The 25705-nt window shown below is 63.5% G+C and carries 25 protein-coding genes; 12 read left to right on the top strand and 13 right to left on the bottom strand.

Annotation, left to right across the window (positions count from 1 at the left end):
- Positions 1-30 precede the first annotated feature (30 nt).
- The 5 genes from UB31_RS02900 to UB31_RS02880 are packed head-to-tail and all read left to right on the top strand — an operon-like array spanning position 31 to position 7760.
- On the top strand, positions 31-1926 hold the full coding sequence (locus UB31_RS02900) for an ABC transporter substrate-binding protein (protein WP_045009736.1): 1896 nt from the start codon (positions 31-33) through the stop codon (positions 1924-1926).
- Positions 1927-1940: 14 nt separating this feature from the next.
- Positions 1941-3827 carry an extracellular solute-binding protein gene (locus UB31_RS02895; RefSeq protein ID WP_045009735.1) on the top strand — a complete coding sequence of 629 codons (1887 nt, stop codon included), beginning with the start codon at positions 1941-1943 and terminating at the stop codon, positions 3825-3827.
- 4 nt (positions 3828-3831) lie between these two features.
- Positions 3832-4941 (top strand): microcin C ABC transporter permease YejB, encoded by a 1110-nt coding sequence (locus UB31_RS02890; protein WP_045002492.1) that lies wholly within the window; start codon positions 3832-3834, stop codon positions 4939-4941.
- Positions 4941-6119 (top strand): ABC transporter permease, encoded by a 1179-nt coding sequence (locus UB31_RS02885; protein WP_045009734.1) that lies wholly within the window; start codon positions 4941-4943, stop codon positions 6117-6119. Before UB31_RS02890 ends, UB31_RS02885 begins: the two co-directional genes overlap by 1 nt.
- Before the next feature lie 3 nt (positions 6120-6122).
- Entirely contained in the window at positions 6123-7760 is a 1638-nt protein-coding gene (locus UB31_RS02880) for an ABC transporter ATP-binding protein (RefSeq protein ID WP_045009733.1), read from the top strand.
- A 7-nt stretch (positions 7761-7767) separates the two neighbouring features.
- Here UB31_RS02880 and UB31_RS02875 read toward each other — a convergent pair whose 3' ends face one another.
- Complete coding sequence (locus UB31_RS02875) at positions 7768-8622, bottom strand: C40 family peptidase (RefSeq protein ID WP_045009732.1); 855 nt, start codon at positions 8620-8622, stop codon at positions 7768-7770.
- Positions 8615-9991, bottom strand: coding sequence for a leucyl aminopeptidase family protein (locus UB31_RS02870; protein WP_045009731.1), 1377 nt, complete (start codon positions 9989-9991; stop codon positions 8615-8617). The genes UB31_RS02875 and UB31_RS02870 overlap by 8 nt, the downstream gene beginning before the upstream one ends.
- 194 nt (positions 9992-10185) lie before the next feature.
- Between UB31_RS02870 and UB31_RS02865 the strand changes: the two genes are divergently transcribed.
- From UB31_RS02865 to UB31_RS02855, 3 genes are all read left to right on the top strand, one after another.
- Positions 10186-10389 carry a hypothetical protein gene (locus UB31_RS02865; RefSeq protein ID WP_045002497.1) on the top strand — a complete coding sequence of 68 codons (204 nt, stop codon included), beginning with the start codon at positions 10186-10188 and terminating at the stop codon, positions 10387-10389.
- A 274-nt stretch (positions 10390-10663) separates the two neighbouring features.
- Complete coding sequence (locus tag UB31_RS02860; RefSeq protein ID WP_045002498.1) at positions 10664-12160, top strand: metallophosphoesterase family protein; 1497 nt, start codon at positions 10664-10666, stop codon at positions 12158-12160.
- Between the two features lie 93 nt (positions 12161-12253).
- Complete coding sequence (locus tag UB31_RS02855) at positions 12254-13054, top strand: tetratricopeptide repeat protein (RefSeq protein WP_045009730.1); 801 nt, start codon at positions 12254-12256, stop codon at positions 13052-13054.
- Between the two features lie 60 nt (positions 13055-13114).
- Here the strand turns inward: UB31_RS02855 and UB31_RS02850 are convergent, their stop codons facing one another.
- The 10 genes from UB31_RS02850 to UB31_RS02810 form a co-directional block, all read right to left on the bottom strand.
- The gene (locus tag UB31_RS02850) at positions 13115-14089 is read right to left on the bottom strand and encodes a type II secretion system F family protein (protein ID WP_045002500.1); all 975 of its coding nucleotides are present in this window, start codon (positions 14087-14089) and stop codon (positions 13115-13117) included.
- A 9-nt stretch (positions 14090-14098) separates the two neighbouring features.
- Positions 14099-15076, bottom strand: a complete 978-nt coding sequence (locus tag UB31_RS02845) for a type II secretion system F family protein (RefSeq protein WP_045002501.1) — start codon at positions 15074-15076, stop codon at positions 14099-14101.
- A gap of 16 nt (positions 15077-15092) precedes the next feature.
- Positions 15093-16556 carry a TadA family conjugal transfer-associated ATPase gene (locus UB31_RS02840; protein ID WP_045009729.1) on the bottom strand — a complete coding sequence of 488 codons (1464 nt, stop codon included), beginning with the start codon at positions 16554-16556 and terminating at the stop codon, positions 15093-15095.
- A gap of 21 nt (positions 16557-16577) precedes the next feature.
- On the bottom strand, positions 16578-17843 hold the full coding sequence (locus UB31_RS02835; RefSeq protein WP_045009728.1) for a CpaE/TadZ family protein: 1266 nt from the start codon (positions 17841-17843) through the stop codon (positions 16578-16580).
- Positions 17840-18574 carry a CpaD family pilus assembly protein gene (locus tag UB31_RS02830; RefSeq protein WP_045009727.1) on the bottom strand — a complete coding sequence of 245 codons (735 nt, stop codon included), beginning with the start codon at positions 18572-18574 and terminating at the stop codon, positions 17840-17842. Before UB31_RS02830 ends, UB31_RS02835 begins: the two co-directional genes overlap by 4 nt.
- A 20-nt stretch (positions 18575-18594) precedes the next feature.
- Positions 18595-20070, bottom strand: coding sequence for a type II and III secretion system protein family protein (locus UB31_RS02825; RefSeq protein WP_045009726.1), 1476 nt, complete (start codon positions 20068-20070; stop codon positions 18595-18597).
- A gap of 11 nt (positions 20071-20081) precedes the next feature.
- Positions 20082-20879 (bottom strand): Flp pilus assembly protein CpaB, encoded by a 798-nt coding sequence (cpaB, locus tag UB31_RS02820; protein WP_045009972.1) that lies wholly within the window; start codon positions 20877-20879, stop codon positions 20082-20084.
- A 128-nt stretch (positions 20880-21007) separates the two neighbouring features.
- Positions 21008-21532: an A24 family peptidase gene (locus UB31_RS02815; protein ID WP_045009971.1), complete on the bottom strand. Its 525-nt coding sequence runs from the start codon at positions 21530-21532 to the stop codon at positions 21008-21010.
- Positions 21533-21656: 124 nt separating this feature from the next.
- Positions 21657-21797 (bottom strand): hypothetical protein, encoded by a 141-nt coding sequence (locus UB31_RS42030; RefSeq protein WP_197087186.1) that lies wholly within the window; start codon positions 21795-21797, stop codon positions 21657-21659.
- 76 nt (positions 21798-21873) lie between these two features.
- Positions 21874-22038 (bottom strand): Flp family type IVb pilin, encoded by a 165-nt coding sequence (locus UB31_RS02810; protein ID WP_045002505.1) that lies wholly within the window; start codon positions 22036-22038, stop codon positions 21874-21876.
- A gap of 258 nt (positions 22039-22296) precedes the next feature.
- Here UB31_RS02810 and UB31_RS02805 point away from each other — a divergent pair, with 258 nt between their 5' ends.
- The 4 genes from UB31_RS02805 (at position 22297) to UB31_RS02790 (ending at position 25170) form a co-directional block, all read left to right on the top strand.
- The gene (locus tag UB31_RS02805) at positions 22297-23124 is read left to right on the top strand and encodes a sterol desaturase family protein (RefSeq protein WP_045002506.1); all 828 of its coding nucleotides are present in this window, start codon (positions 22297-22299) and stop codon (positions 23122-23124) included.
- A 152-nt stretch (positions 23125-23276) separates the two neighbouring features.
- Entirely contained in the window at positions 23277-23774 is a 498-nt protein-coding gene (locus UB31_RS02800) for a pilus assembly protein N-terminal domain-containing protein (protein WP_045009725.1), read from the top strand.
- Positions 23775-23997: 223 nt separating this feature from the next.
- Entirely contained in the window at positions 23998-24576 is a 579-nt protein-coding gene (locus tag UB31_RS02795) for a TadE/TadG family type IV pilus assembly protein (protein ID WP_045002623.1), read from the top strand.
- 18 nt (positions 24577-24594) lie between these two features.
- A complete protein-coding gene (locus tag UB31_RS02790) occupies positions 24595-25170 on the top strand; it encodes a TadE/TadG family type IV pilus assembly protein (RefSeq protein WP_045002508.1) in 576 nt (191 codons plus the stop codon).
- Between the two features lie 97 nt (positions 25171-25267).
- Here UB31_RS02790 and UB31_RS02785 read toward each other — a convergent pair whose 3' ends face one another.
- Positions 25268-25480: a cold-shock protein gene (locus UB31_RS02785; RefSeq protein ID WP_045002509.1), complete on the bottom strand. Its 213-nt coding sequence runs from the start codon at positions 25478-25480 to the stop codon at positions 25268-25270.
- Between the last annotated feature and the right edge of the window lie 225 nt (positions 25481-25705).

The raw sequence follows: 25705 nt of genomic DNA, 5'->3' as shown, positions 1-25705 counted from the left end.
GGTAACCTCCTTCAAGACTGGGATGTTGATTTGGCCATTACCCGACGCGATCTCTTGCTCACCGGCGCCGCCGTCGCTGCGCTTCCAGCCCTCGGTTCCGCAGCCGGTGTTTCCGTCATCGGCGCAGCCCAGGCACAATCCGCGAGTGATCTACCCTGGCGCCATGCTTTGTCGCTGTTCGGCGACATCAAGTATCCGGCCGATTTCAAGCGCTTCGACTATGTCAATCCGGATGCGCCCAAGGGCGGCGTCGCGCGCCTGATCTCGATCGGCACCTTCGACAATTTCAACCTCGCGGTTGCCGGCATCAAGGGTGCGCTCGCACCGGCGGCGGCCATGATCTACGAAACGCTGATGACCCGGGCGCAGGACGAGGTCGCGACCGAGTACGGCGAACTTGCCGAATCGGCCCAGCATCCCGACGATTTTTCCTGGGTGATCTATCGCCTGCGCAAGGAAGCCCGCTGGCATGACGGCAAGCCGGTGACACCAGAAGACGTCATCTTCTCGCTGGAGACCTTCAAGCAGCAAAGTCCGATGTACGCGTCCTACTATCGTCACGTGGTGAAGACGGAGAAGGTCGGCGAGCGCGACGTCAAATTCAGCTTCGATGGGCCGGGCAACCGGGAATTGCCGACCATCGTCGGCGAGTTGACCGTGTTGCCGAAGCATTGGTGGGAAGGCACAGACGCGCAGGGCCGGAAGCGCGACGTCGGCACGACCACGCTGGAGATTCCGCTGGGGTCCGGGCCGTATCGGATCAAGGAATTTGTGGCGGGACGTTCGGTCAAGCTCGAGCGGGTCAAGGACCATTGGGGCGCCAACGTTCCCAGCCAGATCGGCCAGAACAATTTCGACGAGCTGCGTTTCGAGTTTTTCCGCGACAACCAGGTGGCGCTGGAAGCGTTCAAGGCGGATCAGGCCGACTGGATCGCGGAGAATTCCGCCAAGCAATGGGCGACGGCCTACGACTTCCCGGCGGTTGCCGAGAAGCGGGTGCTCAAGGAAGAATTTCCGATCAACGATTCCGGCCGCATGCAGGCCTTCGTGGTCAACAACAGGCGCGAGCAGTTCAGGGATGCGCGGGTGCGGCGAGCCTTCAACTACGCTTTCGACTTCGAGGAGATGAACAAGCAGCTGTTCTTCGGTCAGTACAAGCGGATCAACAGCTATTTCGAAGGCACGGAGCTCGCCGCGACCGGTCTGCCTCAGGGCGAGGAATTGCAAATCCTCGAAACCGTCAAAGACAAGGTCCCGCCGGAAGTCTTCACGACCCCTTACCAGAATCCTGTCGGCGGCAATCCCGAAGCAGTGCGCGCCAATTTGCGCGAGGCGGCAAAGCTCCTGAAGGAGGCCGGCCTCGAAATCCGCGACCACAAGCTGACCGATTCGTCCGGCAAGCCTCTGACTGTCGAGATCCTGATCCAGGATCCCTCGTCCGAGCGCATCGCGCTGTTCTACAAGCCGTCACTGGAGCGGATCGGCGTTAGCACGTCGATCCGTATGGTCGACGACGCGCAATACCAGAACCGGCTGCGCAGCTTCGACTTCGATATGATCATCGATCAATGGGGCGAGTCGCTTTCGCCGGGCAACGAGCAGCGCGAATATTGGAGCTCGGCGACCGCCGACGTTCCCGGTGCGCGCAACACCATCGGCATCAAGAACCCGGCCGTGGATGCCCTGATCGAGAAGGTGATCTTTGCCAAGGATCGCGCCGGTCTCGTCGCCGCAACGCGCGCGCTCGATCGCGTGCTGCTGTGGAATTTCTACGTGGTGCCTCAGTTCACCTATCCGTTCGCGCGCTATGCCCGCTGGGACCGCTTCAGCCATGCCGAGCCGATGCCGAAATACGGCCGGTCCGGACTGCCGACGCTGTGGTGGTACGACACTGAAAAAGCGGCGCGTATCGGAAAACGATCTTGAGGAAGCCTTTGCGCATGGCGCAGCTGTCACGCCGGCATGTGCTGGCTTTGGGTGCTGGCGGCGTGCTCAGCACAGCGTGGCTGCGCGGCGCAGCGGCATCGGAGATGCCGGCCGAGATTCATGGCATCTCGGCGTTCGGCGATCTTAAATATGCCGCCGACTTCCACCATTTCGACTACGTCAATCTCCAGGCTCCGAAGGGCGGCACGTTCTCGCTCATCCCGTCGGTGCGCGCCTATAACCAGTCCTATTTCACGTTCAATTCGCTCAATGCCTTCGTTTTGAAGGGCGAGGGCGCGCAGGGTATGGATCTGACGTTCGCCTCGCTGATGGCGCATGCCGGCGACGAGCCTGATGGCATGTATGGCTTTGCCGCCAAGTCGGTGCAGATATCGCCTGACAGGCTCGCCTATCGCTTCACCATCCGGCCCGAGGCGAAGTTTCACGACGGCTCGAAGTTGACCGCGCACGACGTCGCCTTCTCCATCAACGTGCTGAAGGAGAAGGGTCATCCGCTGATCCAGTTGCAGATGCGCGACGTCAACGGCGTAGAGGCGGTCGATGATGCCACCGTTGTTGTGTCCTTCGCCGAGAAGCGGGCACGTGACGTGCCGCTCTATGCGGCGGGCCTGCCGATTTTCTCGAAGGCCTATTACGCGAACCGGCCGTTCGAGGAATCGTCGACAGATGCGCCGCTGGGCTCCGGCCCGTACAAGGTCGGCAAGTTCGAGATCAACCGCTACATCGAGTTCGAACGGGTCAAGGACTGGTGGGGCGCCGACCTGCCGGTCTGCCGCGGCAGCAACAATTTCGACGTGGTCCGCTACGAATTCTATCGCGACCGCGACGTCGCCTTCGAGGGTTTTACCGGCAAGAACTATCTGTTCCGCGAGGAATTCACCTCGCGCATCTGGGCGACGCGCTACGATTTTCCCGCCATCAAGGACGGCCGCGTCAAACGCGAGCAGGTCCCGGATCAAACGCCGTCGGGCGGCCAGGGCTGGTTCTTCAACACGCGGCGCGACAAATTCAGGGATCCCAAGGTCCGCGAAGCGATCAACTACGCGTTCGACTTCGAATGGACCAACAAGACCATCATGTACGGCGCCTATGCGCGCACGTTCTCGCCGTTCCAGAACTCGGATCTCGTCGCGGAAGGGCCTCCGTCGCCCGAGGAGTTGAAGCTGCTCGAGCCGTTCCGCGGCAAGGTTCCGGACGAGGTGTTCGGCGAACCGTTCGTGCCCCCGGTGTCTGACGGTTCGGGCCAGGACCGCAATCTCCTGCGCAAGGCGCAGCAACTGCTCCAGGAGGCGAAGCTCACGGCCAAGGATGGCAAGCGGCTGTTGCCGAATGGCGAAGTCTTTGCCATCGAGTTCCTGATCGATGAGGCGTCGTTCCAGCCGCACCACGCCTCCTTCCTCAAGAATCTGAACACGCTCGGCATCGACGCCAACCTGCGCCTCGTCGACGCCGTCCAATACCGCGCGCGGGTCGAGTCGTTCGACTTCGATGTCACCATCCAGCGCCTGAGCATGTCGGCGACGCCCGGTGACAGCCTGCGAACCTATTTCACCTCGCAGGCCGCAGCGACGAAGGGCTCCTACAATCTGGCCGGCGTTGCCGATCCCGCGATCGACGCACTGGTCGAGAAGGCCATGGCGGCCGAGACGCGCAATGACTTGACCGTGGCTTGCCGGGCGATCGACCGCGTATTCCGCGCCGGCCGCTACTGGGTGCCGCAGTGGTACAACACCAGTCACCGGCTGGCTTATTGGGACGTGTTCGGCCACCCCAAGAACCTGCCGCGTTACGCCATCAGCGACTATGCCAGCGGCGTCGGTGAGCGAACCCTGTGGTGGTTCGACCCCGCCAAGACCGCTCAGCTCGATCAGGCGAAGTAAGCACATGAGCGCCTATATCGCCCGCCGTATTCTCCTGATGATTCCGACCCTGCTCGGAATCCTCTTCATCTCCTTCGTCGTCGTGCAGTTCGCGCCCGGCGGCCCGGTCGAGCGCGTGATCGCACAGCTCTCCGGCGCCGATACCGGCGGCAGCTCGCGCATTTCGGGCGGCGGCGATTTCGCGCAGCGTGCACCGGGGCAGGGTGGCCCCGGCGGCGACGCGGTCAGCTCGAAATATCGCGGCGCTCAGGGACTCGATCCCGAGTTCATCAAGAAGCTGGAAGTGCAGTTCGGTTTCGACAAGCCGGCGCCCGAGCGTTTCGCGCTGATGGTCTGGAATTACGCGCGCTTCGATTTCGGCATGAGCTATTTCCGCACGGTGAGCGTGATCCAGCTCGTCAAGGAGAAGCTTCCGGTTTCGATCTCGCTTGGCATCTGGCTGACGCTGCTGACCTATCTGATCTCGATTCCGCTCGGCATTCGCAAGGCGGTCAAGGACGGCACACGCTTCGATACATGGACCTCGGCGGTGATCGTGCTCGGTTACGCCATCCCGGGCTTCCTGTTTGCGATCCTGCTGATCATCCTGTTTGCCGGCGGTTCATTCTTCAACTGGTTCCCGCTGCGCGGACTGACGTCGGACGGCTGGTCGCAGTTTCCCTGGTACTGGAAGATCATCGACTATTTCTGGCACCTGACCCTGCCGCTGATCTCGCTGGCACTCGGCGCCTTCGCGACCATGACATTTCTCACCAAGAATTCGTTCCTGGACGAGATCCGCAAGCAGTACGTCATGACCGCACGAGCCAAGGGCTGTAGCGAGAATCAGGTGCTCTACGGCCACATCTTCCGCAACGCGATGCTGATCGTGATTGCGGGCTTCCCTGGCGCCTTCATCAGTGCCTTTTTCTCGGGATCGCTCTTGATCGAGACCATCTTCTCGCTGGACGGGCTCGGGCTGCTCGGTTTCGAGAGCGTGCTCAACCGCGATTATCCCGTCGTGTTCGGTACGCTCTACATCTTTTCGCTCATGGGGCTCGTCGTCAATCTGATCTCGGATCTGACCTATATGTGGATCGATCCCCGGATTGATTTCGAGGCGCGGGAGGTGTGATGACGATTACCGCCCCGACCCCGATCGAGACCACCGTGAAATCGCCGCTCGGCGAAGCCGTGCCGATCACGCGCAAGCCGTTTGTGCCATCACCACTCAACACGCGGCGTTGGCAGAATTTCAAGGCGAACCGGCGCGGCTATTGGTCGTTCTGGATCTTCATGGTCCTGTTCGTGGTGTCGCTGTGCGCCGAACTGATCGCCAACGACCGGCCGTTCCTGATCAAGTATGACGGCCATCTCTACTGGCCCGCTTTCGTCACCTATTCGGAGACGACCTTTGGCGGCGATTTCGAGACCGCGGCCGATTACCGCGATCCCTATTTGCAGAAGCTGATCAAGGACAAGGGTGGCAGCATCGTCTGGCCGCTGATCCGCTACTCTTACGGGACCCACAATCTCGATCTGCCGACGCCGGCCCCGTCGCCGCCCACCTGGATGCTGACGGAAGCGCAATGCAAGCCGGTGGTGGAGAAGAAGGGGCTGAAGAGTTGCCGTGATCTCGAATACAACTGGCTCGGCACCGACGACCAGGGCCGCGACGTGGTCGCGCGGATGATCTACGGCTTCCGCATCTCGGTGCTGTTCGGTCTCATCCTCACGATCGTGTCTTCCGTCATCGGTGTCCTCGCCGGTGGCGTGCAGGGCTATTTCGGCGGCTGGATCGATCTTTTGTTTCAGCGCTTCATCGAGATATGGAACGCCATCCCTTATCTCTACCTGCTGCTCATCATATCGGCCGTGCTCCCACCGGGCTTCTTCATCCTGCTCGGCATCATGGTGTTGTTTCACTGGGTGTCGCTCGTCGGCCTGGTGCGCGCGGAGTTCCTGCGCGGGCGCAATTTCGAATATATCCAGGCGGCACGGGCGCTCGGCGTGTCGAACGCCGTGATCATGTTCAGGCATTTGTTGCCGAACGCCATGGTTGCGACGATGACGTTCCTGCCGTTCATCGTCTCGTCGTCGGTGATGACGCTCACGGCCCTCGATTTCCTTGGCTTCGGCCTGCCGCCGGGCTCGCCGTCGCTGGGCGAGCTGTTGTCGCAGGCCAAGGCCAACGTGCAGGCCCCGTGGCTCGGTTTCTCCGGTTTCTTCTCGGTCGCGATCATGCTGTCGCTTCTGATCTTCATCGGCGAAGCCGTGCGCGACGCTTTCGATCCGCGCAAGACGTTCAGGTAGAAGATGGACGCGATCAACCAGCCATTGCTTGCCGTCCGAGACCTCTCGGTGGCTTTCCACCAAGGCGGCGCAACGACGCTTGCCGTCGATAACGTTTCATTCCAGATCAAGCGCGGCGAGTGCGTGGCGCTGGTCGGCGAGTCCGGGTCGGGCAAGTCGGTCAGCGCGTTGTCGATCCTCAAGCTGTTGCCTTACCCGAATGCCTCGCACCCCTCGGGGAGCATCCGCTTCAAGGGACAGGAGCTGATCGACAAGTCCGAACAGCAGATGCGGGGGGTTCGCGGCAGCGACATCTCCATCATCTTCCAGGAGCCGATGACCTCGCTCAATCCGCTGCACACGATCGAGGCGCAGATCGGCGAGATCATCCAGCTGCACAATCCGACCAGCAATGCCGAGGCGCGCAAGCGCACGCTGGAGCTGCTGACCCAGGTCGGCATCCCCGAGCCGGAGACGCGGCTGAAGAGCTATCCGCACCAGCTCTCCGGCGGTCAGCGCCAGCGCGTGATGATCGCGATGGCGCTCGCCAACGAGCCGGACCTGCTGATCGCGGACGAGCCGACCACGGCACTCGACGTCACCGTGCAGGCGCAGATCCTGGCGCTGCTCGCTGAAATTCGCGCGCGGCTCGGCATGAGCCTGCTCTTCATCACCCACGACCTCGGCATCGTGCGCCGCATCGCCGACCACGTCTGTGTGATGAACGGCGGCAAGATTGTCGAGCAGGGGCCGGTCGAACAGGTCTTCAAGAGCCCGAAACATCCCTATACGCGCGACCTGCTTGCGGCGGAGCCGAAGCCTGATCCTGCGCCACCGCAGCCGGATGCGCCGGTGGTGATGTCGGCCAACGACCTGAAGGTCTGGTTTCCGATCAAGCGCGGCTTGATGCGCAAGACGGTCGGCCACATCAAGGCGGTCGATGGCGTCAGCGTTGCCGTGCGCAAGGGCGAGACGCTCGGCGTCGTCGGTGAGTCCGGATCCGGCAAGACCACGCTGGGGCTGGCGCTGATGCGGCTGATCTCCTCGAACGGGCGGATCGTGTTCCTGGGGAAAGACATCCAGGGCCTGCGCTTCAAGGACATGCGGCCTTATCGACGTGACATGCAGATCGTGTTCCAGGATCCGTTCGGCTCGCTCAGCCCGCGTATGTCGGTTGCCGACATCGTCGGCGAAGGCCTCTCGGTGCATCAGCCGAACCTGTCGCGCGAAGAGCGCGAGGCGCGTGTCGTCAAGGCGCTCGAGGATGTCGGCTTGAAGCCGGACACCCGCTACCGTTATCCGCATGAATTCTCCGGCGGTCAGCGCCAGCGCATCAGCATCGCGCGCGCGATGGTGCTGGAGCCGGATTTCGTCGTGCTGGACGAGCCCACCAGCGCACTCGACATGTTGATCCAGGCGCAGATGGTTGACCTGCTGCGTGAGTTGCAGCGCAGGCGCGACCTTACCTACATGTTCATCTCGCACGATCTGCGCGTCGTCGCCTCGCTCGCCAGCCACCTCATCGTGATGCGCGGCGGCAAGGTGGTCGAGGAGGGCCAGGCGGCCGAGCTATTCAAGTCACCGAAGACCGATTACACCCGTGCGCTGTTTGCAGCAGCGTTCCGAATCGAGGCGGCAGGCGACGGTTCGGTGGCGACGTAGGGTCCCGTCAAAGCCGCTTGATCGCAGCGACCTCGCTGCCGGCCTGCCTGATGCGCGCGATCGCCGGCTCGGTCTGCTCGATCACCGTCGCCATGTGATGCGCATTGGCATGAACCATCGTGCTGGCGTCGCGGACGATCGCGACATGGCCCTTCCAGAAGATCAGGTCGCCGCGCTGCAGCTTGCCCATCTCGTGCTGTTCCAGCGCGCGACCGAGACCCGCCTGCTGCATGTCGCTGTCGCGCGGGCAGCCGATGCCTGCGGCCGTCAGCGAGACCTGCACCAGGCCGGAGCAATCGATGCCGAGGCTGCTCTTGCCGCCCCACAGATAGGGCGTGCCGACGAAGCGCTCGGCGACCGCGACGAAGTCCGGTTCGCGATGATCGAGCGGTGTAAGATGCGCCTTCGGCAAAAATGTTCCGTCGCGCGTCACCGCGAAACTGCCGTCCTCCCGCGCCACCGCGAGTTTCGATCCCAGCACCAGCGTGTCGGCCGGCGGCAGCTTGATCGAGGGGCCGGGGAAGGCGAATGTTCGGAGTGCGCTTACCTTGTGCGTCGGCGCGGCCAAGGGCTTCATCAGCGCTGCATCAGGGAGCCAGCCGACATAGCCATCGCCGGCTAGCTGGCCCCAGGCCCAGCCTTCGCCGTCGCGGTCGTAGATCGTGACCCGCTCACCGCGCAGCGCTTCCGTCATCAGCATCGCGTTCGAGGAGGGCTGCTCGCGCATGGGCGCAATCGGCTCGACCACCTCGAATTCCTCGCCGGTGACGAAGCGATCGGCTTGCACCTTGCCTTCGAGATATTTCGCGGCGAGGTCGCCCCGCGCCGGTGTCAGCCTTGGATCGTATTTTGGATCATGCATAGCGCTCGCTCAGCAATGCGTAGATGGCGCGTGCGGCCTGGCATTCGCCGCCCTCGGGCCGCGCCGGCTTCGCCGATGGCGTCCAGCCGTAGATATCGACATGCAGCCAGCTCTTGGCTTGCTCGACGAAGCGTTGCAAGAACAGCGCGCAAATGATCGAGCCGGCAAATCCGCCGGACGGTGCGTTGGTGACGGTGGCCGTCTTGGAGTCCAGCCACGCATCGTAAGGCGGCCACAGCGGCATGCGCCACAACGGATCGTTCTCCTTCACCGCGCAACGCGCGACGTCTCCCGCAAGCGTCTCATCATTGGTGTAAAAGGGCGGTAAATCCGGCCCCAGCGCGACGCGCGCGGCGCCCGTCAGTGTGCCCAGATCGATCAGCAGGTCCGGCTTCTCCTCGTCGGCCAGCGCCAGCGCGTCGGCGAGCACCAGCCGGCCTTCCGCGTCGGTGTTGCCGATCTCGACTGTGATGCCCTTGCGCGAGGTGAAGATGTCGAGCGGGCGGAAGGCATTGCCGGAGACCGCATTCTCGACCGCCGGAATCAGCACGCGCAGCCGGACCTTCAGCTTCGCGTCCATCACCATGCGCGCCAGCGCCAGCACGTTGGCGGCGCCGCCCATGTCCTTCTTCATGATCAGCATGCCGCTCGACGGCTTCAGGTCGAGCCCGCCGGTGTCGAAGCAGACGCCTTTGCCGACCAGCGTCACCTTGGGATGGGCAGGATCGCCCCAGACGATGTCGATCAGCCGTGGCGCGCGGTCGGAGGCCATGCCGACTGCGTGGATCAGCGGAAAGTTCTTGGCCTTCAGATCCTCGCCGACGATGCAGGTGAAGCTTGCGCCGAATTCGGCGGCGAGCCCTTGCGCGGCCGTGGCCAGCTCCTCCGGTCCCATGTCGTTGGCCGGCGTGTTGATGAGGTCGCGCGCCAGCATGGCAGCATCCGCGATGCGGCTGATCTCGGTCGCGTCGACACCATCCGGCGGCACCAGCCGGACGTCGGGGCGATCAGCCTTGCGGTAACGGGCAAAGCGGTAGCTTCCAAGCGCAAACGCCAGCGCCGCCAGCCGTGCATCGTGCGGTGCATTGGCAAAGCGATAGGTGCCTGGCGGCAGCAGGCCGGGCAGGGCGCCCGGCCGGAATGGGTCGCGCGATCGGGCGCCGTCGTCCTCGAGACCGAACAGGATCTGCGCGATCGCGCCGTCGGGCGCCGGCAGCGCGAGATAGCCACCCGGCTTGGCGGCAAAGGCGCTCGCGGTGGCGAACTGGCGCTGCGCCGGCGGCAGCGTCTCGGCGACCTGATCCCAGCTCGATTTGGTGACGAAAGTGATGGGCGTGGCAGTTGAGGAGGTCTCGAAGACGGAAGGCATTGGCGGGTCCGCAAGGTCATTCGGTTGCAGGAGACTTCGCAGAGTTTCGCCATGGCTGCAATCGGCTTGCGGTCACCGTTCAGCGAGCCGCTACTCGCTTTGGAGGTGCCATGCTAGGTTCCGGACAGCGGTCGCCAAGCAGGTGCGCGCAAAGCACCGGTGACCGAAGACGAAGCGTGCCGGGAGGAATTGCGATGGAATTTGTGTGGAGCGTGGTCACTTTCATTGGTCAGGCCATCGAGGCGGTCTTTGGCTATGTCGAGCATCACCACTGGGTCTTCGCGTTCCTCGCCGGCGGCTACGTCTTCTATCTCCACGACCGATCGGTTCATGCGCGGTTCGACGCGCTTGACAAGCGCATTGACGAAATCCGCAAGCGTCTCGCCATCGAATATTGACCGGGCCGGCGAAACCATGCGCGGACCATCCTCGTATCCGAAGTGAGAACTGCCGTTCACCACGGCGCTGCCGCAGGGCTTTACTAGCGCTGCGGTTGTGGCATTATTGCAGAATATTTTAAATTGTGTTGTGCGTTTCTGCACGTATCGAGCGCAGGCACGCTCTCGCATCCCGGTTGATACCGATCTCGATTGATACCGGCCGGAACCTCTTCGTCGAACGCATTTCTCTCAATCGTTTGGGCGACGCAGCATTCGCAATGAGCGGCGCAAAATGGATAGATCGTTCGTTATTGCGCAGATATCGGACCTGCATCTGGACGGGTCAGGACGGCTGCTGGCGGCGGTCGAGGCCCTCACCGGCGCCATCCGCGAGAGGATGGCGGACTTCGCGGACGTGCCCGATCGCATCCTGCTGATCACAGGCGATCTCGTGAACGATCCGACACCGCGCGCGCTCGACGAAGCGCTCGCGGTCATCGCGTCCTTCCGGCAGACCGGTCTGTTCACCGACATCCAGGCGGTCGCCGGCAATCACGACGTCAAGCGTCCGAGCCAGCGCGGCGGCCGGCATGACGCCTACGACTATCTGCATCTGCCGCGGACCTCGAAGAGCGTCTATTACCGCCAGGCCGGTCTCGATCTGGTGCTGCTGGACTCCAACAGCGCAAGCCTGACGACTCTTGCCAGCGGCAATATCGATGAGAATGCCTACAAAGCGTTGGTCGCGGATTCGGCCCGGCTGAGCATCGAGCTCGCAGGCAGTCTTGGTTCGGCCGGACGCGCCGACTATTCTGAGCCCGCCGAAAACCTGGTGCGCGTGCTGGCGATGCACCATCATCCGCTGCCGCAGGCGACCGGCGAGGGAAAGCGGTTTCTCGGCGTTCCGGACGAGCCGCTGATGTATCTCGCCGCGCCCGCGACATTTCTCGAAGCGGCCACCTCGCTCAACGTCGATCTGGTCCTGCACGGACACCGGCATGTCGAGGGTCTCGCCCGCTATTCGATCCCCGATCCGCGTGCGACCCGGAGTGGCGGCGATGATTTCTGGCGCACGATCTATGTGCTCTCCTGTCCGTCCTCGACCGGGCAGGCCGGCGACGATGCCGGCTTCAACATCATCCATTTCGGTCGAGCGTCTGAGGCCGGGCGGCCGGAGTACCGGTTCGCGATCGCCCGCTACTCGCGACCGCGCAACAATAGCGGCTTCAAGCCGCTCGACTCGAACCTGCCCGACGGCCTCATCAGGCTTCCGGCGGGACGCGATTTTTCTCGTGATCCCGCCTTCCAGTCGGTGATCGAGATTGCCTCATGCGCGTCGCTGAAGCGGGATCAGGTGCTGGCGCTGGCCCGCCGGCTGCTGTCGCGCCGCGCCTTCTACGATGACGGCGAGCCAAGCTGGGCGGACGCTCTCTACACCTATCTCGTCACCTCCCATGCCTGGGCGGATATCGACGGCAAGTTCGCGAAATCGGGACCCAATCCTGACGTCGAGGCGCTGGCAGCAATCTGGGCGCTGCTCCATCAACTGATCGGGCAATCCGGCGATGTGCTCGGCATCGATCGGGTTCAGCTCGACGAGCTTCGCGCCAACCGCCTGATCAATCGCGACCATCTGCGGAGATGGCCGAGGATGCCGCGCGAGGGTGTCGATGTTCAGGGTGAGGAGCGACAGAGGCTCCAATTGTTGCGGGATCTGAACCGGCAAGCGCGTGTGCTCGGCCTCGATCTGGCCCTCGGCGGTGAGGTGCCGCCGGAAACGCCGGCGTAAGGCAGCCGGAGCCCTGCGTTAACCGGCCATTAGGGTTAACAGTCTATTGCTGACGCGTTCGGCTCGATCAATCGGCTCGAGAGTCAAAGCGTCATGCGTCAACGGTTCAGTCCTGCCCGGCTTCTTGCGTCTGCCTCGCTGATCGCGGTGGTGGCTGCGAGCCTCGGCGGCTGCACGGCAATGTCAAAACTCTCCGACGTCACCGGCTCGATCGGCCCGAAGGCGGAGGCCGCCCCGACCGATCCGGCGCGTGCCGTCGAAGCCTATGGCGAGCGCTATCGTGCCAATCCCAAGGATGCCGACGCGGCACTGGCCTATGGCCAGGCCTTGCGCACCAACGGACAACGCGCCCAAGCCGCCGCCGTGCTCGAACAGGCGACCATCGCCAATCCCGGCAACAAGCCGCTGCTCGCCCAGTACGGCCGCGCGCTCGCCGACAACGGCAATTTCCAGCAGGCTTTTGACGTGCTGTCGAAGGCGCATTCGCCCGACAATCCGGACTGGCGCCTGCTCTCGGTGCAGGGCACCGCGCTCGACCAGATGGGCCGCCACGAGGAGGCGCGTTCCTATTATGCAAGCGCGCTGAAGATCGCGCCGGGCGATCCCGGCGTGCTCTCCAATCTCGGCCTGTCCTACATGTTGTCGAGAGATCTGCCCAAGGCCGAAGATGCGCTGCGGCAGGCCTACGCTTCGCCACGCGCGAACGCCCGGGTGCGGCAGAATCTCGGCTTGGTGGTCGGTCTCCAGGGCCGCTTCACTGAGGCCGAGACGATCGTGAAGGCGGATCTGCCGCCGGATCAGGCCGCGGCCAATGTCGCGTATCTCAAGGACATGCTAAGCCGCAACGGTGCGCCGAAGCGGACGCCGGTCGCCTCGCTCAGCCAGCCCGACTGATCAGACCCGATCTTCCAATCCTGAAGCCGCCTGCAGACCGCCTGCGATCCGCCGTCTGCCTCAATGCAGCTCGGAGATCTTGATGCCGGTCGGCCCGAGAATGACGACGAACAGCACCGGCAGGAAGAACAGGATCATCGGCACCGTCAGTTTCGGCGGCAGCGCCGCGGCCTTCTTCTCGGCCTCGTTCATGCGCATGTCGCGGTTTTCCTGCGCCATGACGCGCAAGGATTGGCCGAGCGGAGTACCGTACCGCTCCGCCTGCTGAAGCGCCAGACACACCGATTTGACGCCTTCGAGCCCGGTGCGCTTCGCCAGGTTCTCATAGGCCACCTTGCGATCCTGCAAATAGGACAGCTCGGCGGTGGTCAGGGTGAACTCTTCCGACAGCGCGATCGACTGGCCCACGATTTCGGTTGCGACTTTGCGGAACGCCATTTCCACCGACATGCCGGATTCGATGCAGATCAGCAGCAGATCGAGTGCGTCGGGAAAGGCGCGCTTGATCGAGAGCTGGCGCTTGGAGATCCTGTTCTTGAGGAACAGCATCGGCGCCTGGAGGCCGGCATAGGCGGCGCCGACGCACATGCCGATCTTGATCGGCATCGACTTCTCCATATGCGCGATCAGGAACACGTAGACGATCGAGCCGATGAACAGCACGAGCGGGGCCACCATGCGGGCGAACAGGAACGTGACGTAAGGCGCATGGCCGCGATAGCCCGCCATGATGAGCTTGTCGCGCGCTGCTTCCTGCGCCAGCCATTTGGTGAGGTTGAAGTCCTCGACGACCCTGGAGACGAGTTGCTTTGGTGTCTGGCGCAGCGAGACCTTCTCGCTCTTGTTGAGGCGTTCGCGCTCGCGCTGACGGATGCGCTCACGCTCGCTCGCCACCGCCTTCATGCGCTTGGCGAGGCCTTCGCCGGCGAACAGCGGCATCACCAGCGTATACACGGTGGCGCTGGCGGCGATCGCCGCCAGCATCATGGTCATGAAGTGGACGTCGTGCAGCTTCGTGACGAGTAAATCGACCATACGGCACCATCAGAAATCGAAGTTGATCATCTTCTTCATCACCATGATGCCGATCGACATCCAGACGACGCAGCCGACCAGCATGAGCTGGCCGGTGGGATGGGTCCACAGCAGCGAGATATATCCGGGCGTCGTGAGATAGACGAGGAACATCACGATCGGCGGCAACGAGCCGATGATGCCGGCCGAGGCCTTGGCCTCCATCGACATCGCCTGGATCTTTTCCTTCATCTTCTTGCGGTCGCGCAGCACCTTGGAGAGGTTGCCGAGCGCTTCGGACAGATTACCGCCGGACTTCTGCTGGATCGACACCACGATGCCGAAGAAGTTGGCTTCCGGCAGCGGCATGCGATCATAGAGCCGCGCGCAGGCCTCGCCGAGCGGCATGCCGATCGTCTGCGTCTCGATGATAGACAGGAACTCGCTGCGCAGTGGCTCCGGCGCGTCGGCGGCGACGACCTTGATCGATTCGAACAGCGGCAGGCCGGCCTTGATACCGCGGACGATCACGTCGACAGCGTCGGGCAGTGCTTTGAGGAACTTGTTCTCGCGGCGCGTCTTCAGGAAACCGAGCGCCCAGCGCGGCAGGCCGAAGCCGCCGGCAAAGGCGAGACCTGCGGCGCCAAGCAAGCCGCCACCACCGAACAGGGCGCCGAAGAAAAACACGCCCGCCACGACCGCGGACGCGATCCAGAATTTCTGCGGCGTCCAGTCGAGCCCCGCCTGCGACAGGCGCACGTGGAGCGGAACGCTCTTCTCCTGTGCCCGCCTCGCCTCGAGATCCTTGAGCGTAGTCTCGACCTGCTCACGGCGTGATCGCTGGCTCTTCTCGGCCTGCTTGGCCGCGGGCGCATCGGCGCGCGAGACCGAGGCGCGGCGACTCTCGGCCTTCCGCTCGCCGGACAGCAGCGGATAGAGGAAGACCCAGGCCATGCCGCCGACGGCGGCGGTGGCGAGGAAGGCGAGGGCGAGGACCTGCATATTCATGGCTGCGTCGACCTGCTCACGTATTCGGTGCCACTTCCGCGGCGTCGAGCGCAGCGGCAAGGCGTTTCTCGTCGCCGTAATAGCGCGCGCGTTCCCAGAATTTCGGACGGCCGATGCCGGTCGAGCGGTGTCGGCCGATGATCTTGCCGTTGGCGTCCTCGCCGACCAGGTCGTAGAGGAAGATGTCCTGGGTGATGATGGTGTCGCCTTCCATGCCCATCACCTCGGTGATGTGGGTGATGCGGCGCGAGCCGTCGCGCAGGCGCGCGGCCTGGACGATGACGTCGATCGAGGCGCAGATCATCTCGCGAATGGTGCGCGAGGGCAGGGAAAAGCCGCCCATCGTGATCATCGATTCGCAGCGCGACAGCGCTTCGCGGGGATTGTTGGCGTGCAGCGTCCCCATCGAGCCGTCGTGGCCGGTATTCATGGCTTGCAGCAGGTCGAACGCCTCGGGTCCGCGGACTTCGCCGACGATGATGCGTTCGGGCCGCATACGCAGGCAGTTTCGCACCAGCTCGCGCATGGTGACCTGGCCTTCCCCCTCGATGTTGGGCGGGCGAGTTTCGAGCCGCACCACGTGGGGCTGCTGGAGCTGGAGTTCCGCGGCGTCCTCGCAGGTGATGACGCGCTCGTCGTGCTCGATATAATTGGTCAGGCAGTTCAGCAGCGTGGTCTTGCCCGAGCCGGTACCGCCGGAGATCAGCACGTTGCAACGGACGCGGCCGATGATCTGGAGGATCTCCGCGCCCTCCGGCGAGATTGCGCCGAACTTGACCAGCTGATCCAGCGTCAGCTTGTCCTTCTTGAATTTGCGGATGGTGAGCGCAGGACCATCGATCGCGAGCGGCGGCACGATGGCGTTGACGCGGGAGCCGTCGGCGAGGCGCGCGTCGCAGATCGGCGAGGATTCGTCGACGCGCCGACCGACCTGGCTGACAATGCGCTGGCAGATGTTGAGGAGCTGCTGGTTATCGCGGAAGCGGATCCCGGTTTTCTGGATCTTGCCGTTGACTTCGATGAAGACGGTGCCAGCCCCGTTCACCATGATATCGGCGATGTCGTCGCGCGCCAGTAGCGGCTCGAGTGGACCATAGCCGAGCACGTCGTTGCAGATATCGTCGAGCAGCTCTTCCTGCTCTGCGATCGACATCACGATGTTCTTGATCGCGATGATCTCGTTGACGATGTCGCGGATTTCCTCGCGCGCGGATTCGGAATCCAGCTTGGCGAGCTGGGCGAGGTCGATGGCCTCGATCAGCGCGCCGAAGATGGTCGCCTTGACCTCGTAGTAATTGTCCGAGCGGCGGGACTCCATGGCCGGCGCGGGCCGGGCAGGGGCGAGCGGCGGCGATGCGACGGCCGGCGGGAGCGGCGCGCGCGACACCGTCGGCGCCGGAGCCGAGGCAGGCTCTGGCGACACGGCGCCGGGCTTGGGAGCCCGAGGGTCGGTGTCTGTTCCGCTACGCTTACCGAACACTTAACGACTCCATGCGGCGGTTTATTTTCCGCGCAATTTCTCAATCAGGGGTGAAAGCAGGGACGACTTTTGTTTCTTGGTCTCGCTGCGGCCGGTCAGGCGTTGGGCGATCTGGAGGAACATGTCGATCGATTTGTGGTTCGCGGAGATCTCCGCGATCATCTGGCCGTTGTTGGCCGCCGAACCGAAGATCTGCGGCTCGAACGGGATCGAGACGACCGGTTGGCTCTCGATCGCCTTGGCGAATTCGGCTGCGGCGATCTCCGGCCGTTTGGGGACGCCGACCTGGTTCAGACAGTAGAGCGGCGGCCGGTCGTTGGGACGGGCGGCCTTCAGCAGATCGAACAGGTTCTTGGCGTTGCGCAAATTGGCGAGATCCGGCGCCGCCACGATCAGGATGTCGTCGGCACCGATCAGGGCACGCTTGGTCCAGCCCGACCATTGATGGGGGATGTCGAGCACGATGCAGGGCATGGTCGCGCGCAGCGTGTCGAACACCGAATCGAAGGCATCGCTGCCGAAATCATAGACCCGGTCGAGCGTCGCCGGTGCCGCCAGCAGGCTGAGGTGGTCCGTGCATTTCGACAGCAGGCGGTCGATGAAGGCGGTATCGACGCGATCGGGCGAGAACACGGCGTCAGCAATGCCCTGCGGCGGGTCCTGGTTGTAGTCGAGACCGGCGGTGCCGAAGGCGAGGTCGAGATCGGCAACCACCGCGTCCATCGCGAGGTCCCGCGCGATCGCCCAGGCGACGTTGTGGGAAATGGTGGAGGCGCCGACGCCGCCCTTGGCGCCGACCACGGCGATGATGCGGCCGACCGCCTTGGCTTCCGGCGCCGAGAACAGGTTGCAGATCGAGCGCACGACGTCGATCGCGCCAACCGGCGCGAGCACGTAGTCGCTGACGCCGCGGCGCACCAGCTCGCGGTAGAGCATGACGTCGTTGATGCGGCCGATCACGACCACGCGGGTGCCGGCGTCACAGACGGTGGCGAGCTGGTCGAGCCCGGCCAACAGATCGTTGCGCGTGTCACTCTCGAGCACGATCACGTTCGGCGTCGGCGCCGAGCGGTAGGCTTCGATCGCAGCCGCCATGCCGCCCATCTGGATCTTCAGATGGGCCTTGCCGAGACGGCGATCCTCGCCGGCCGATTGCACGGCGGCGGCGGTCTCCACGGTCTCGCAGAAGGCCTGGACCGAGACGCGCGGCGCGGGCGCAATATGCTCCTCGGCCGGCGGAGAGGCCTCCGACGGCTCTTCTTGAGTCTGGCGAGCGTAGCTGATCATTTGCCGGTATCGCTGAGTTTGGCCCGTTCGGCCTCGGGATAGGTGACCGCCGTGGGAGTTCCCTTGCGATACTTCTCGAAGGCGGCGGTGCGCCGCGCCGTGTAGGTCGGTGTTTCGGGCCGTGGCTGCTCGAGGTCCGACGGATTGTCGACCATCGCCGCGAGGTTGCGCTGATAGGCGCAGCCGAAATTGTAATAGTCCTTGTTCTCGAACCAGCTCTTGTTCTTCATCGAAGGACCGATGTCCTCAGGCCACAGGCCGCAGGGCCCCGCGACCGCGGCGATCTTGGAATAGGTCATCCGGATCGGCGGCAGGAAGCGCTTGTCTTCCGGCTGGTAGGGACGGGCGATGACGCCGCGCGGGGGAACGCCCGCTGCCGCCAGCATCGCCTGGATCTCACGCATCGATTCAGCCACCGGACGCGCATTGGGCGTTCCGGACGGCACGTCGATATGAATGGCGCCGGTGCCCTCGTGCAGCCAGGTCGACGCGAGGCCCATCACGTCGGCGCGCTGCGCTGCAGTCAAGCCGCCGCGGGCATGACCGACGAAGACGACGATCGAGCGGTTTTGCTCCTCGATCGCGATCGGATGACGCTGCTTGTAGTCATCGGGAATGGACGCGGTGGCCACTTCGTCATGCTGGCAGCCGCCGAGCGCAAGCGCGATACCAACCAGCGCGCCACCGAGGCCGATGGCGCGTTTGCGAGTCTGGGGTGGTCTTGTAATCATAACTAAGTCCCCGTTCCGCTTTAGTCGGTGATGAAGCCGTAGGTGCCGCGGTAGTTCTTTGCCGGTTCGGTTTTACCCGGCACGCCGTAGATGCGGTTGATGTTGCCGAGAAGTTCGGCCTGCGGGTCCGCGGGCGTCGAGAAGCCGTCATCCGGGCGCGACAGGTCCTTCTGCGACACCGCGCGCACGATGTAGGGCGTCACGATGACGACCAGCTCGGTCGCGCTGTTGACGAAGTCACGGCTGCGGAACAGCGAGCCGAGGATCGGGAGCTGCATCAGGCCCGGCAATCCGCTGACCGCCTGCTTGGTCTGCTGCTGGATCAGGCCGGCCATCGCCATTGCGCCGCCGGAGGGAATTTCGAGCGAGGTCTCGGCGCGCCGGGTCCTGATCGAGGGCACTGTCAGCGAGTTCACCGAGGTCGAGGTCACCGCCTGCGACAGCGTGATCGCGTTATCGTTGGAGAGTTCCGACACTTCGGTCATCACACGCAGGCTGATCTTGCCCTCGCTCAGCACCACCGGCGTGAAATTGAGTGAGATGCCGAACTTCTTGAAGCTGATCTGGGTGGTACAGACATGCGTGGTGGGGTCGCAAGAATAGCCTGCCGGTACCGGGAATTCGCCGCCGGCGATGAACGTCGCCGATTCACCCGAGATCGCAGTCAGATTCGGTTCGGCCAGCGTACGGATCACGCCCGCGGTTTCCATCGCGCGCAGGGTGGCCTGCACCGACGGTGTCCCGCCGAACTTGGTGGTCAGAGCGTTGCCGTCCACGAGATTGTGGCCAAGCGCCGTGAACGGGTTGGAGTTGGTGAAGCTCACCACCGACGTGCCGTAATTGAGGTTGGCGGTGAGATCGATGCCGAGCTGCTTGACGATGTTGCGCGCGACTTCGGCGACCGTCACCTTCAGCATGACCTGGTCGCGTCCGCGGACCACGATCGAGTTCACCACCTTTTCGGGGCCGCCGGCGAGGCGCGCGGCGAGATCGTTGGCCTGCTGTGCTTCGCCCGGGTTCGCAGCCGAGCCGCTCAGGACGACGCCGTCGCCGAGGCCGTCGATCTGGATATCGGAATTGGGCAGGATCTGCTTCAGCGCGGCACGCACGCCGTTGAGGTCGCGCTTGACTGCGATGTCATAGGCCGCGATCTGTTGGCCGGCGGAATCGAAGAACACGATGTTGGTCTGGCCGACCGAAGCGCCGATGATGTAGGCGCGCTGGGACGAGCGCACCACCGCGTTGGCGATCTTGGGATCGGCCACCAGCACGTCCTTGATGTCGCGCGGCAGGTCGATCACGATCGACTTGCCGATCCCGAGCGAGAGGAAGCGCGCGTTCATCTGGCCGTCGGCCGCAACTGGCGCCACGGGACGATAGTCAGCGGCGACCACGGGGGTGAGCACCGGATTGAGCGTTAGCGCGAGCGCGGCCGAGAACGACAGGGCGCGGACCATTGAGGTCTGCATCGTCGCGAGATTTGCCCTGCATTTCATATCGACTGTCCTCATCGTACCTTCGCCGCCTGGCTTGGAATGCCGTAGCGAATGATCGAAACGCCGTCGCGCTTCTGCGCGGATTCATCGAGCGTGATCTCGCTCATCTTGACGTCGGCAATGCTGCGCAGCGCCAGCGACAGCGTTCCGGCCTGGCGGGACGAGGACAGCACCTGGGTCTGAGCGGGATTGAGCTCGAGGGTGACGGTCTTGCCGACCACCGTGTTCTGGCCGTCCTTCTCCTTCGGAGCCTGGTCGATGGCCAGTACGCGGACATTGGCCAGGATGATCTCGGACGTGACGACATCCGGGGCGCCCGCGCTCTGGTCCGGATTCTTGAGGCGGCGCGTGAGCAGCACGTCGACGCGGTCGTTCGGCAGGATGAAACCGCCGGCGCCGGTCTCCGGCGAAATTTCGGTGGAAATGGCGCGCATGCCGGTCGGCAGGATCGCGGCCATGAAGCCGGAGCCATCGGCCTTGACCAGCTTCTGGTCGCGGATCGGCTCACCCTGGATGAAGGGGGCGCGCGCAATCGAGCCGACGACCTGGGTCGCGCCCTCGGGACGCTCGCTGCGGCGGATGAAGGTGGAGCTGGCGGTCGCGGTCGGCCAGGTCTGCCACTGCACGTCTTCCGGCTTCACGGTCTGCCCGAGGCCGATGTCGTTCTTGGCAATCAGGACGTCGGTGGTGGGAAGCTGCGCGACCGGAGCCGGAGGCGGCGCAGAATTGTCCGAGCTGCTCGCCAGATACGCGGCGATGCCGCCGGCGCAGATGGCGACCGTCAGGACGACAATGCGTGCCCTATTCATACGCTTCACTTTCCCAACAAACGCCGCGACGTTGCCGCCGCCGTAATCGGCAGTTGACCAGCTATTCGTCAAAGCATGGTTAATGAGGCGTATCTAAATCGGCTTAACGCCGGGTTTATGCGGGGCTTTTAGCGCATCGCCAGGTGAGCGAGGTCGATCGCTTTCACCCATTCGGTCTCCGGGTAGACCATCAGTGCGCTCAGTGCGAGCGCGATGCCGTAGGGAATGCCGCTCTCCTTGGCGTGCAGTCGCGCGAGCCAGGCTTGGCCGGCGAGCCCGAAGGGCAGCGGCCATTGCCGGAACTGGAGCAGGAGCAGTGTCAGCGCCCCGCCGAACAGCGAGGCGTAGAGCAGGAAGTTCATCAACTGTGCGAAACCGAACCAGAGCGCCACCGAGGCCGCGACCTTCGCGTCGCCGCCGCCGACCCAGCCCATCGCAAAGCAGGTGAACGCTACGGCCAGAACAAGTGCGCCGGCGCCGACATGGCCTAGCATGTCGTAAGGTGCCATGCCACCGGCAATGGCAAGCGCGAAGAAGCCTGCAACCAGCGCCAGCGAAACGCGGTTCGAGATGGTCATCGTGAAGAGATCGCTGGCCGCGGCGAACGCGATCAGGGCCGGGAAGAGCAGGAGGCGCGCGAGGTCGAGGATCATGGGCTGCGTCTTGAGGCCAGGGTCTGTCGCCGGATCGGGGCGTCGGCGCATGCTAGCCGGCAGAGCTAAACAAACCGACAATGGCGGCAGCGGCCTCGGAACCGGCGACCCGGTGCCGGCGGCCTCACCAGATGCTGACGATGCGGGTTGCGAGCGTGACCATGGCGAGCAGCAGCGCAAGGCAGACCCAATAGACCGAGGCGTCGGCTCGCGCCGTTTCCGCCTCGCTCGCCGCAACCGCGGCATTGGTTCTGTGCTTAGGCAACGCCACTGGAACTCGCCGTGTCCAGAAAAACAAAGGCCCCGGAGGTCCGGGGCTTTTGCAATCGGTTGTCGGTCGCTTACTTCAGCGAGGAGCTGATCGAGCCAAACTTGGCGTTCAGCGTGGTGCCGAGGTTGTTGACGACGGTGATGATGGCCAGCGCGATGCCGGCGGCGATCAGACCGTATTCGATGGCGGTGGCGCCGGATTCATCCTTCACGAAACGCGCAATCAGGTTCTTCATGAACTAAACTCCATCTGGGGTGGGGTCGCCTCGTTCGGCGCTGTCTTGACACGACGACCATGTGAGCCGAGCTCTTTCGGTAGAGTTAATTCGACCCCGCAAACGCGGCCGGGGCGCGATGCTTTTGTCCAGAGTGAATTTCGCCTTAAGACGGCTCGCCCAATTCGCTCCAGTCCCAAACGGGCCATCAACTTCATCCTCCTTTAAATTTCGCGGAGTAGGCGTAGACAGGATCAGCAGTCTGGAAGAGAGGCGACGATGTCGAGCCTACCCATGCAAGTCGCCCTGATGCTCGGCGAGACCATCGCGAAGGTGATCCCCGTCACCTTCATGCTGGCGGTGGTCTTCACGGTGCTCGAACATTTCTGGGCCTGCAATGCCGGCCCGTCGTGGTGGCGCAAGCGGGAGATCGTGACCGACATCTGCTACTGGTTCTTCGTTCCGGTGTTCGCCCGCACCATGCGGATCGGCCTTCTGATCGTTACCGCCGGCGTCGTCTTCAACATTCACGATGCCGACGAACTGATCGCCTTCTACGACAATGGCCACGGCCCGCTGTCGCAATTGCCGCTCTGGATGCAGGGCCTGCTGTTCCTGGTCGCGTCCGATTTCATGCTGTACTGGCTGCACCGGCTGTTTCACGGCGGCGGGTTCTGGAAGTATCACGCGATCCATCACTCCTCCGAGGAGATCAGCTGGATTTCGGCGGCCCGCTTCCATCCGGTGAATCTGATGCTCGGCACGATCGGCGTCGACGTCGTGCTGCTGATGGCCGGCATTTCGCCGAACGTCATGATCTGGGTCGGCCCGTTCACCACCTTCCATTCGGCCTTCGTGCACGCCAACCTGAACTGGACCTTCGGGCCGCTCAGATATGTGCTGGCGACGCCGGTGTTCCACCGCTGGCACCACACCTCGCTCGAAGAGGGCGGCGACACCAATTTTGCCGGCACCTTCCCGATCTGGGATGTGCTGTTCGGCACCTTCCGCATGCCGAAGGGTGAGCTGCCGCAGGATTACGGCAAGGACGAAGCGACCATGCCCAAGGAGATCGCGGGCCAGCTCGCCTATCCGTTCCGCCACTAGGACAGCATCCGGGGCCGCAATACGCCAATCCGTTCAAACAATAGCCGGCGAATTTGCGGAACGTTCACGAATTGCGGGCAGGTTAGCCGGGTCGGGCGCCGGCTCCGCTTTTCGAATCGCTTCTGCCGGCTTGTACGTCCCGGGGTAAGAGTATGCGTAAAGAGTTCCTGCGCCGTCAGGCGCGTGTCTGTCTTCTGGCTGCGGCCGCCGTTCTGGCTTCGCCGGCAGCGGTCCTTGCCGAGCCCACTGCCGATGCCATCGCCGTCAATGTCGACCAGGCCAAGCTCGTGCGGCTGCCCGGCAAGGTGGCGACGATCGTGGTCGGAAATCCCCTGATCGCCGACGTCACGCTCCAGCCCGGCGGCATGATCGTCGTGACCGGGAAAGGCTACGGCGCCACCAACTTCATCGCGCTCGACCGTGGCGGCGAGATCCTGGTCGATCGTCAGATCCAGGTCGAAGGTCCGAGCGACCGGCTCGTCACCGTCTATCGCGGGGTCGAGCGCGAGTCCTATAGTTGCATGCCGGTCTGCCAGCGCCGCGTGACGCTCGGCGACAGTGACGGCTACTTCAATGCCACGATGGGTCAGGCCGGTTCGCTGAGCAGCAATGCGAGCAGTAGCGGCGGCGGGGCCGCCAAGACCAACTAATAGGCCAACTTGCAAGGCCAAATAGCAGCATTGCCGGGTGGGAGCATGCCGTCCGCTCAGGAGCTGTCGCGCGCAGAATTCATATCCTGCGTCCGCGGGCCGGCGTGGTTAATCCGCGCTTAACGGTGCGGTCCGGCCGGCGCGGATTGTCTGAAACACTTAAACAATCAGTTTCCGCTACTGATCGGCGCAGATGATTGCTGCCGCAGGGGAGTTTCACGCGATGCCGTCGCCTGCACCTTCGAGGTTCACGTTCCGGACTGCGCTGCGCCGGTTTCGCGGCAATCGCCGCGGCTCCGCAGCGGTCGAGTTCGCACTGGTCGCACCGATCTTCTTCGGGCTGCTGTTCGCCATCATCGAGACGGCGATCATGTTCTTCGCGGGCCAGGTGCTCGAGACCATCACGCAGAATTCCGCGCGCGTGGTGCTGACCGGCCAGGCGCAATCAGGTTCGGTGACGGCCTGCGCGGTGTCCGGCGTCAGCACGCCTTGCACGCAGGCGACGTTCAAGTCTTACGTCTGCGCCCAGATTCCCGCGCTGTTCGACTGCAACAGTCTCCAGGTCGACGTCTCGAGCTACTCGTCCTTTTCGTCCGTCGTGCTGTCGAACCACATCGATGCGGCCTGCAATTTCGACAGCAGCATGGGCTATAGCCCGGGCAATGCCGGTGACATCGTGGTGGTCCGGCTGTTCTACCAGTGGCCGCAATTCGTCACCGGGCTCGGCTACAGCATCGTCAACCCTGCGTGCAGCAAGCGGCTGCTCGTGGCCACGGCCGCGTTCAAGAACGAGCCCTATTAGGACCAATGGATCGGAACAATGCAGGCGATTGCGAAATTCTTGCGGGCGACGCGTCTCTCCGCCCATGATTTCCTGGCCGATGGCAGTGGTCTTGCGGCGACCGAGTTCGCGGTGATCGTGCCGCTGATGCTGGTGATGTTCTTCGGCACGGTCGAGTTCTCGTCGGGCGTGGCGATCGATCGCAAGGTGACGCTGATGGCGCGGACGCTGTCGGACCTCACCTCACAGTCGACATCGGTCGCCGATACCGACATGACCAATTTCTTCGCGGCATCGACCGCAATCATGACGCCCTATTCGGCCACGCCGGTGACGGCGACGATCAGCGAGCTCTATGTGGATTCGACGCAGACGGCGCATGTGCAGTGGAGCAAAGGCTCGGTGCCGCGGACCCAGAAGTCCTCGGTCTCGATTCCTACGACGCTTGCGATCGCCGGCACCTATCTGATCTTTAGCGAGGTCAGCTACACCTACACGCCATCGGTCGGCTACGTGCTCAAGAACGCGATTACGCTGAGCGACGTCTCCTACACCCGCCCGCGCCAGTCGACCTGCGTCTATTACAGCCCGGATACGGCCTGTACGACCTACTGAGCGCATCGCTTTCTGGGCATGAAAAAAAAGGCCGTGCATCTCGCACGGCCTTTTCCCTGGTCTGTTCGCGCTGCTCCGGGCCAGAGGCCCGGCCGGCTCAGCCTGCGTCGCGGAGGTTGTCGGCAGCCGACTTGCCGGACCGGCGATCGGCGACGATCTCGTAGGAGATCTTCTGGCCTTCGCGCAGCGTGCCAAGGCCGGCGCGCTCGACGGCGCTGATGTGAACGAACACGTCCTGTCCGCCTTCGTCGGGCTGAATGAAGCCAAAGCCCTTGGTCGCGTTAAACCACTTCACGGTTCCCATGCTCACGGGGGTAGTTCCTTCTCAGATAACACAATGTAAGAGCCCGCTCGCGCAGGCAGGTTAGATCGAATTTCTGGAAGGGTCGTCAGCGTGTCTGAACCGGCTGTACCGGTGGATGCCAATGTCGTCCGGCCGAAAATCGATTAGCGGATTTTATTGGAAATAAGGCACCAAAACAATCCTGACGCGCACGTTTTTTTGATCCGCCGCGATTTGAGCGGCGGATCAGTA

It is taken from the genome of Bradyrhizobium sp. LTSP849, assembly GCF_000938255.1.
Taxonomy (GTDB): domain Bacteria; phylum Pseudomonadota; class Alphaproteobacteria; order Rhizobiales; family Xanthobacteraceae; genus Bradyrhizobium.
Note: the sequence above shows the minus strand (reverse complement) of the source record. Positions and strands in the feature narration are given on the sequence as shown.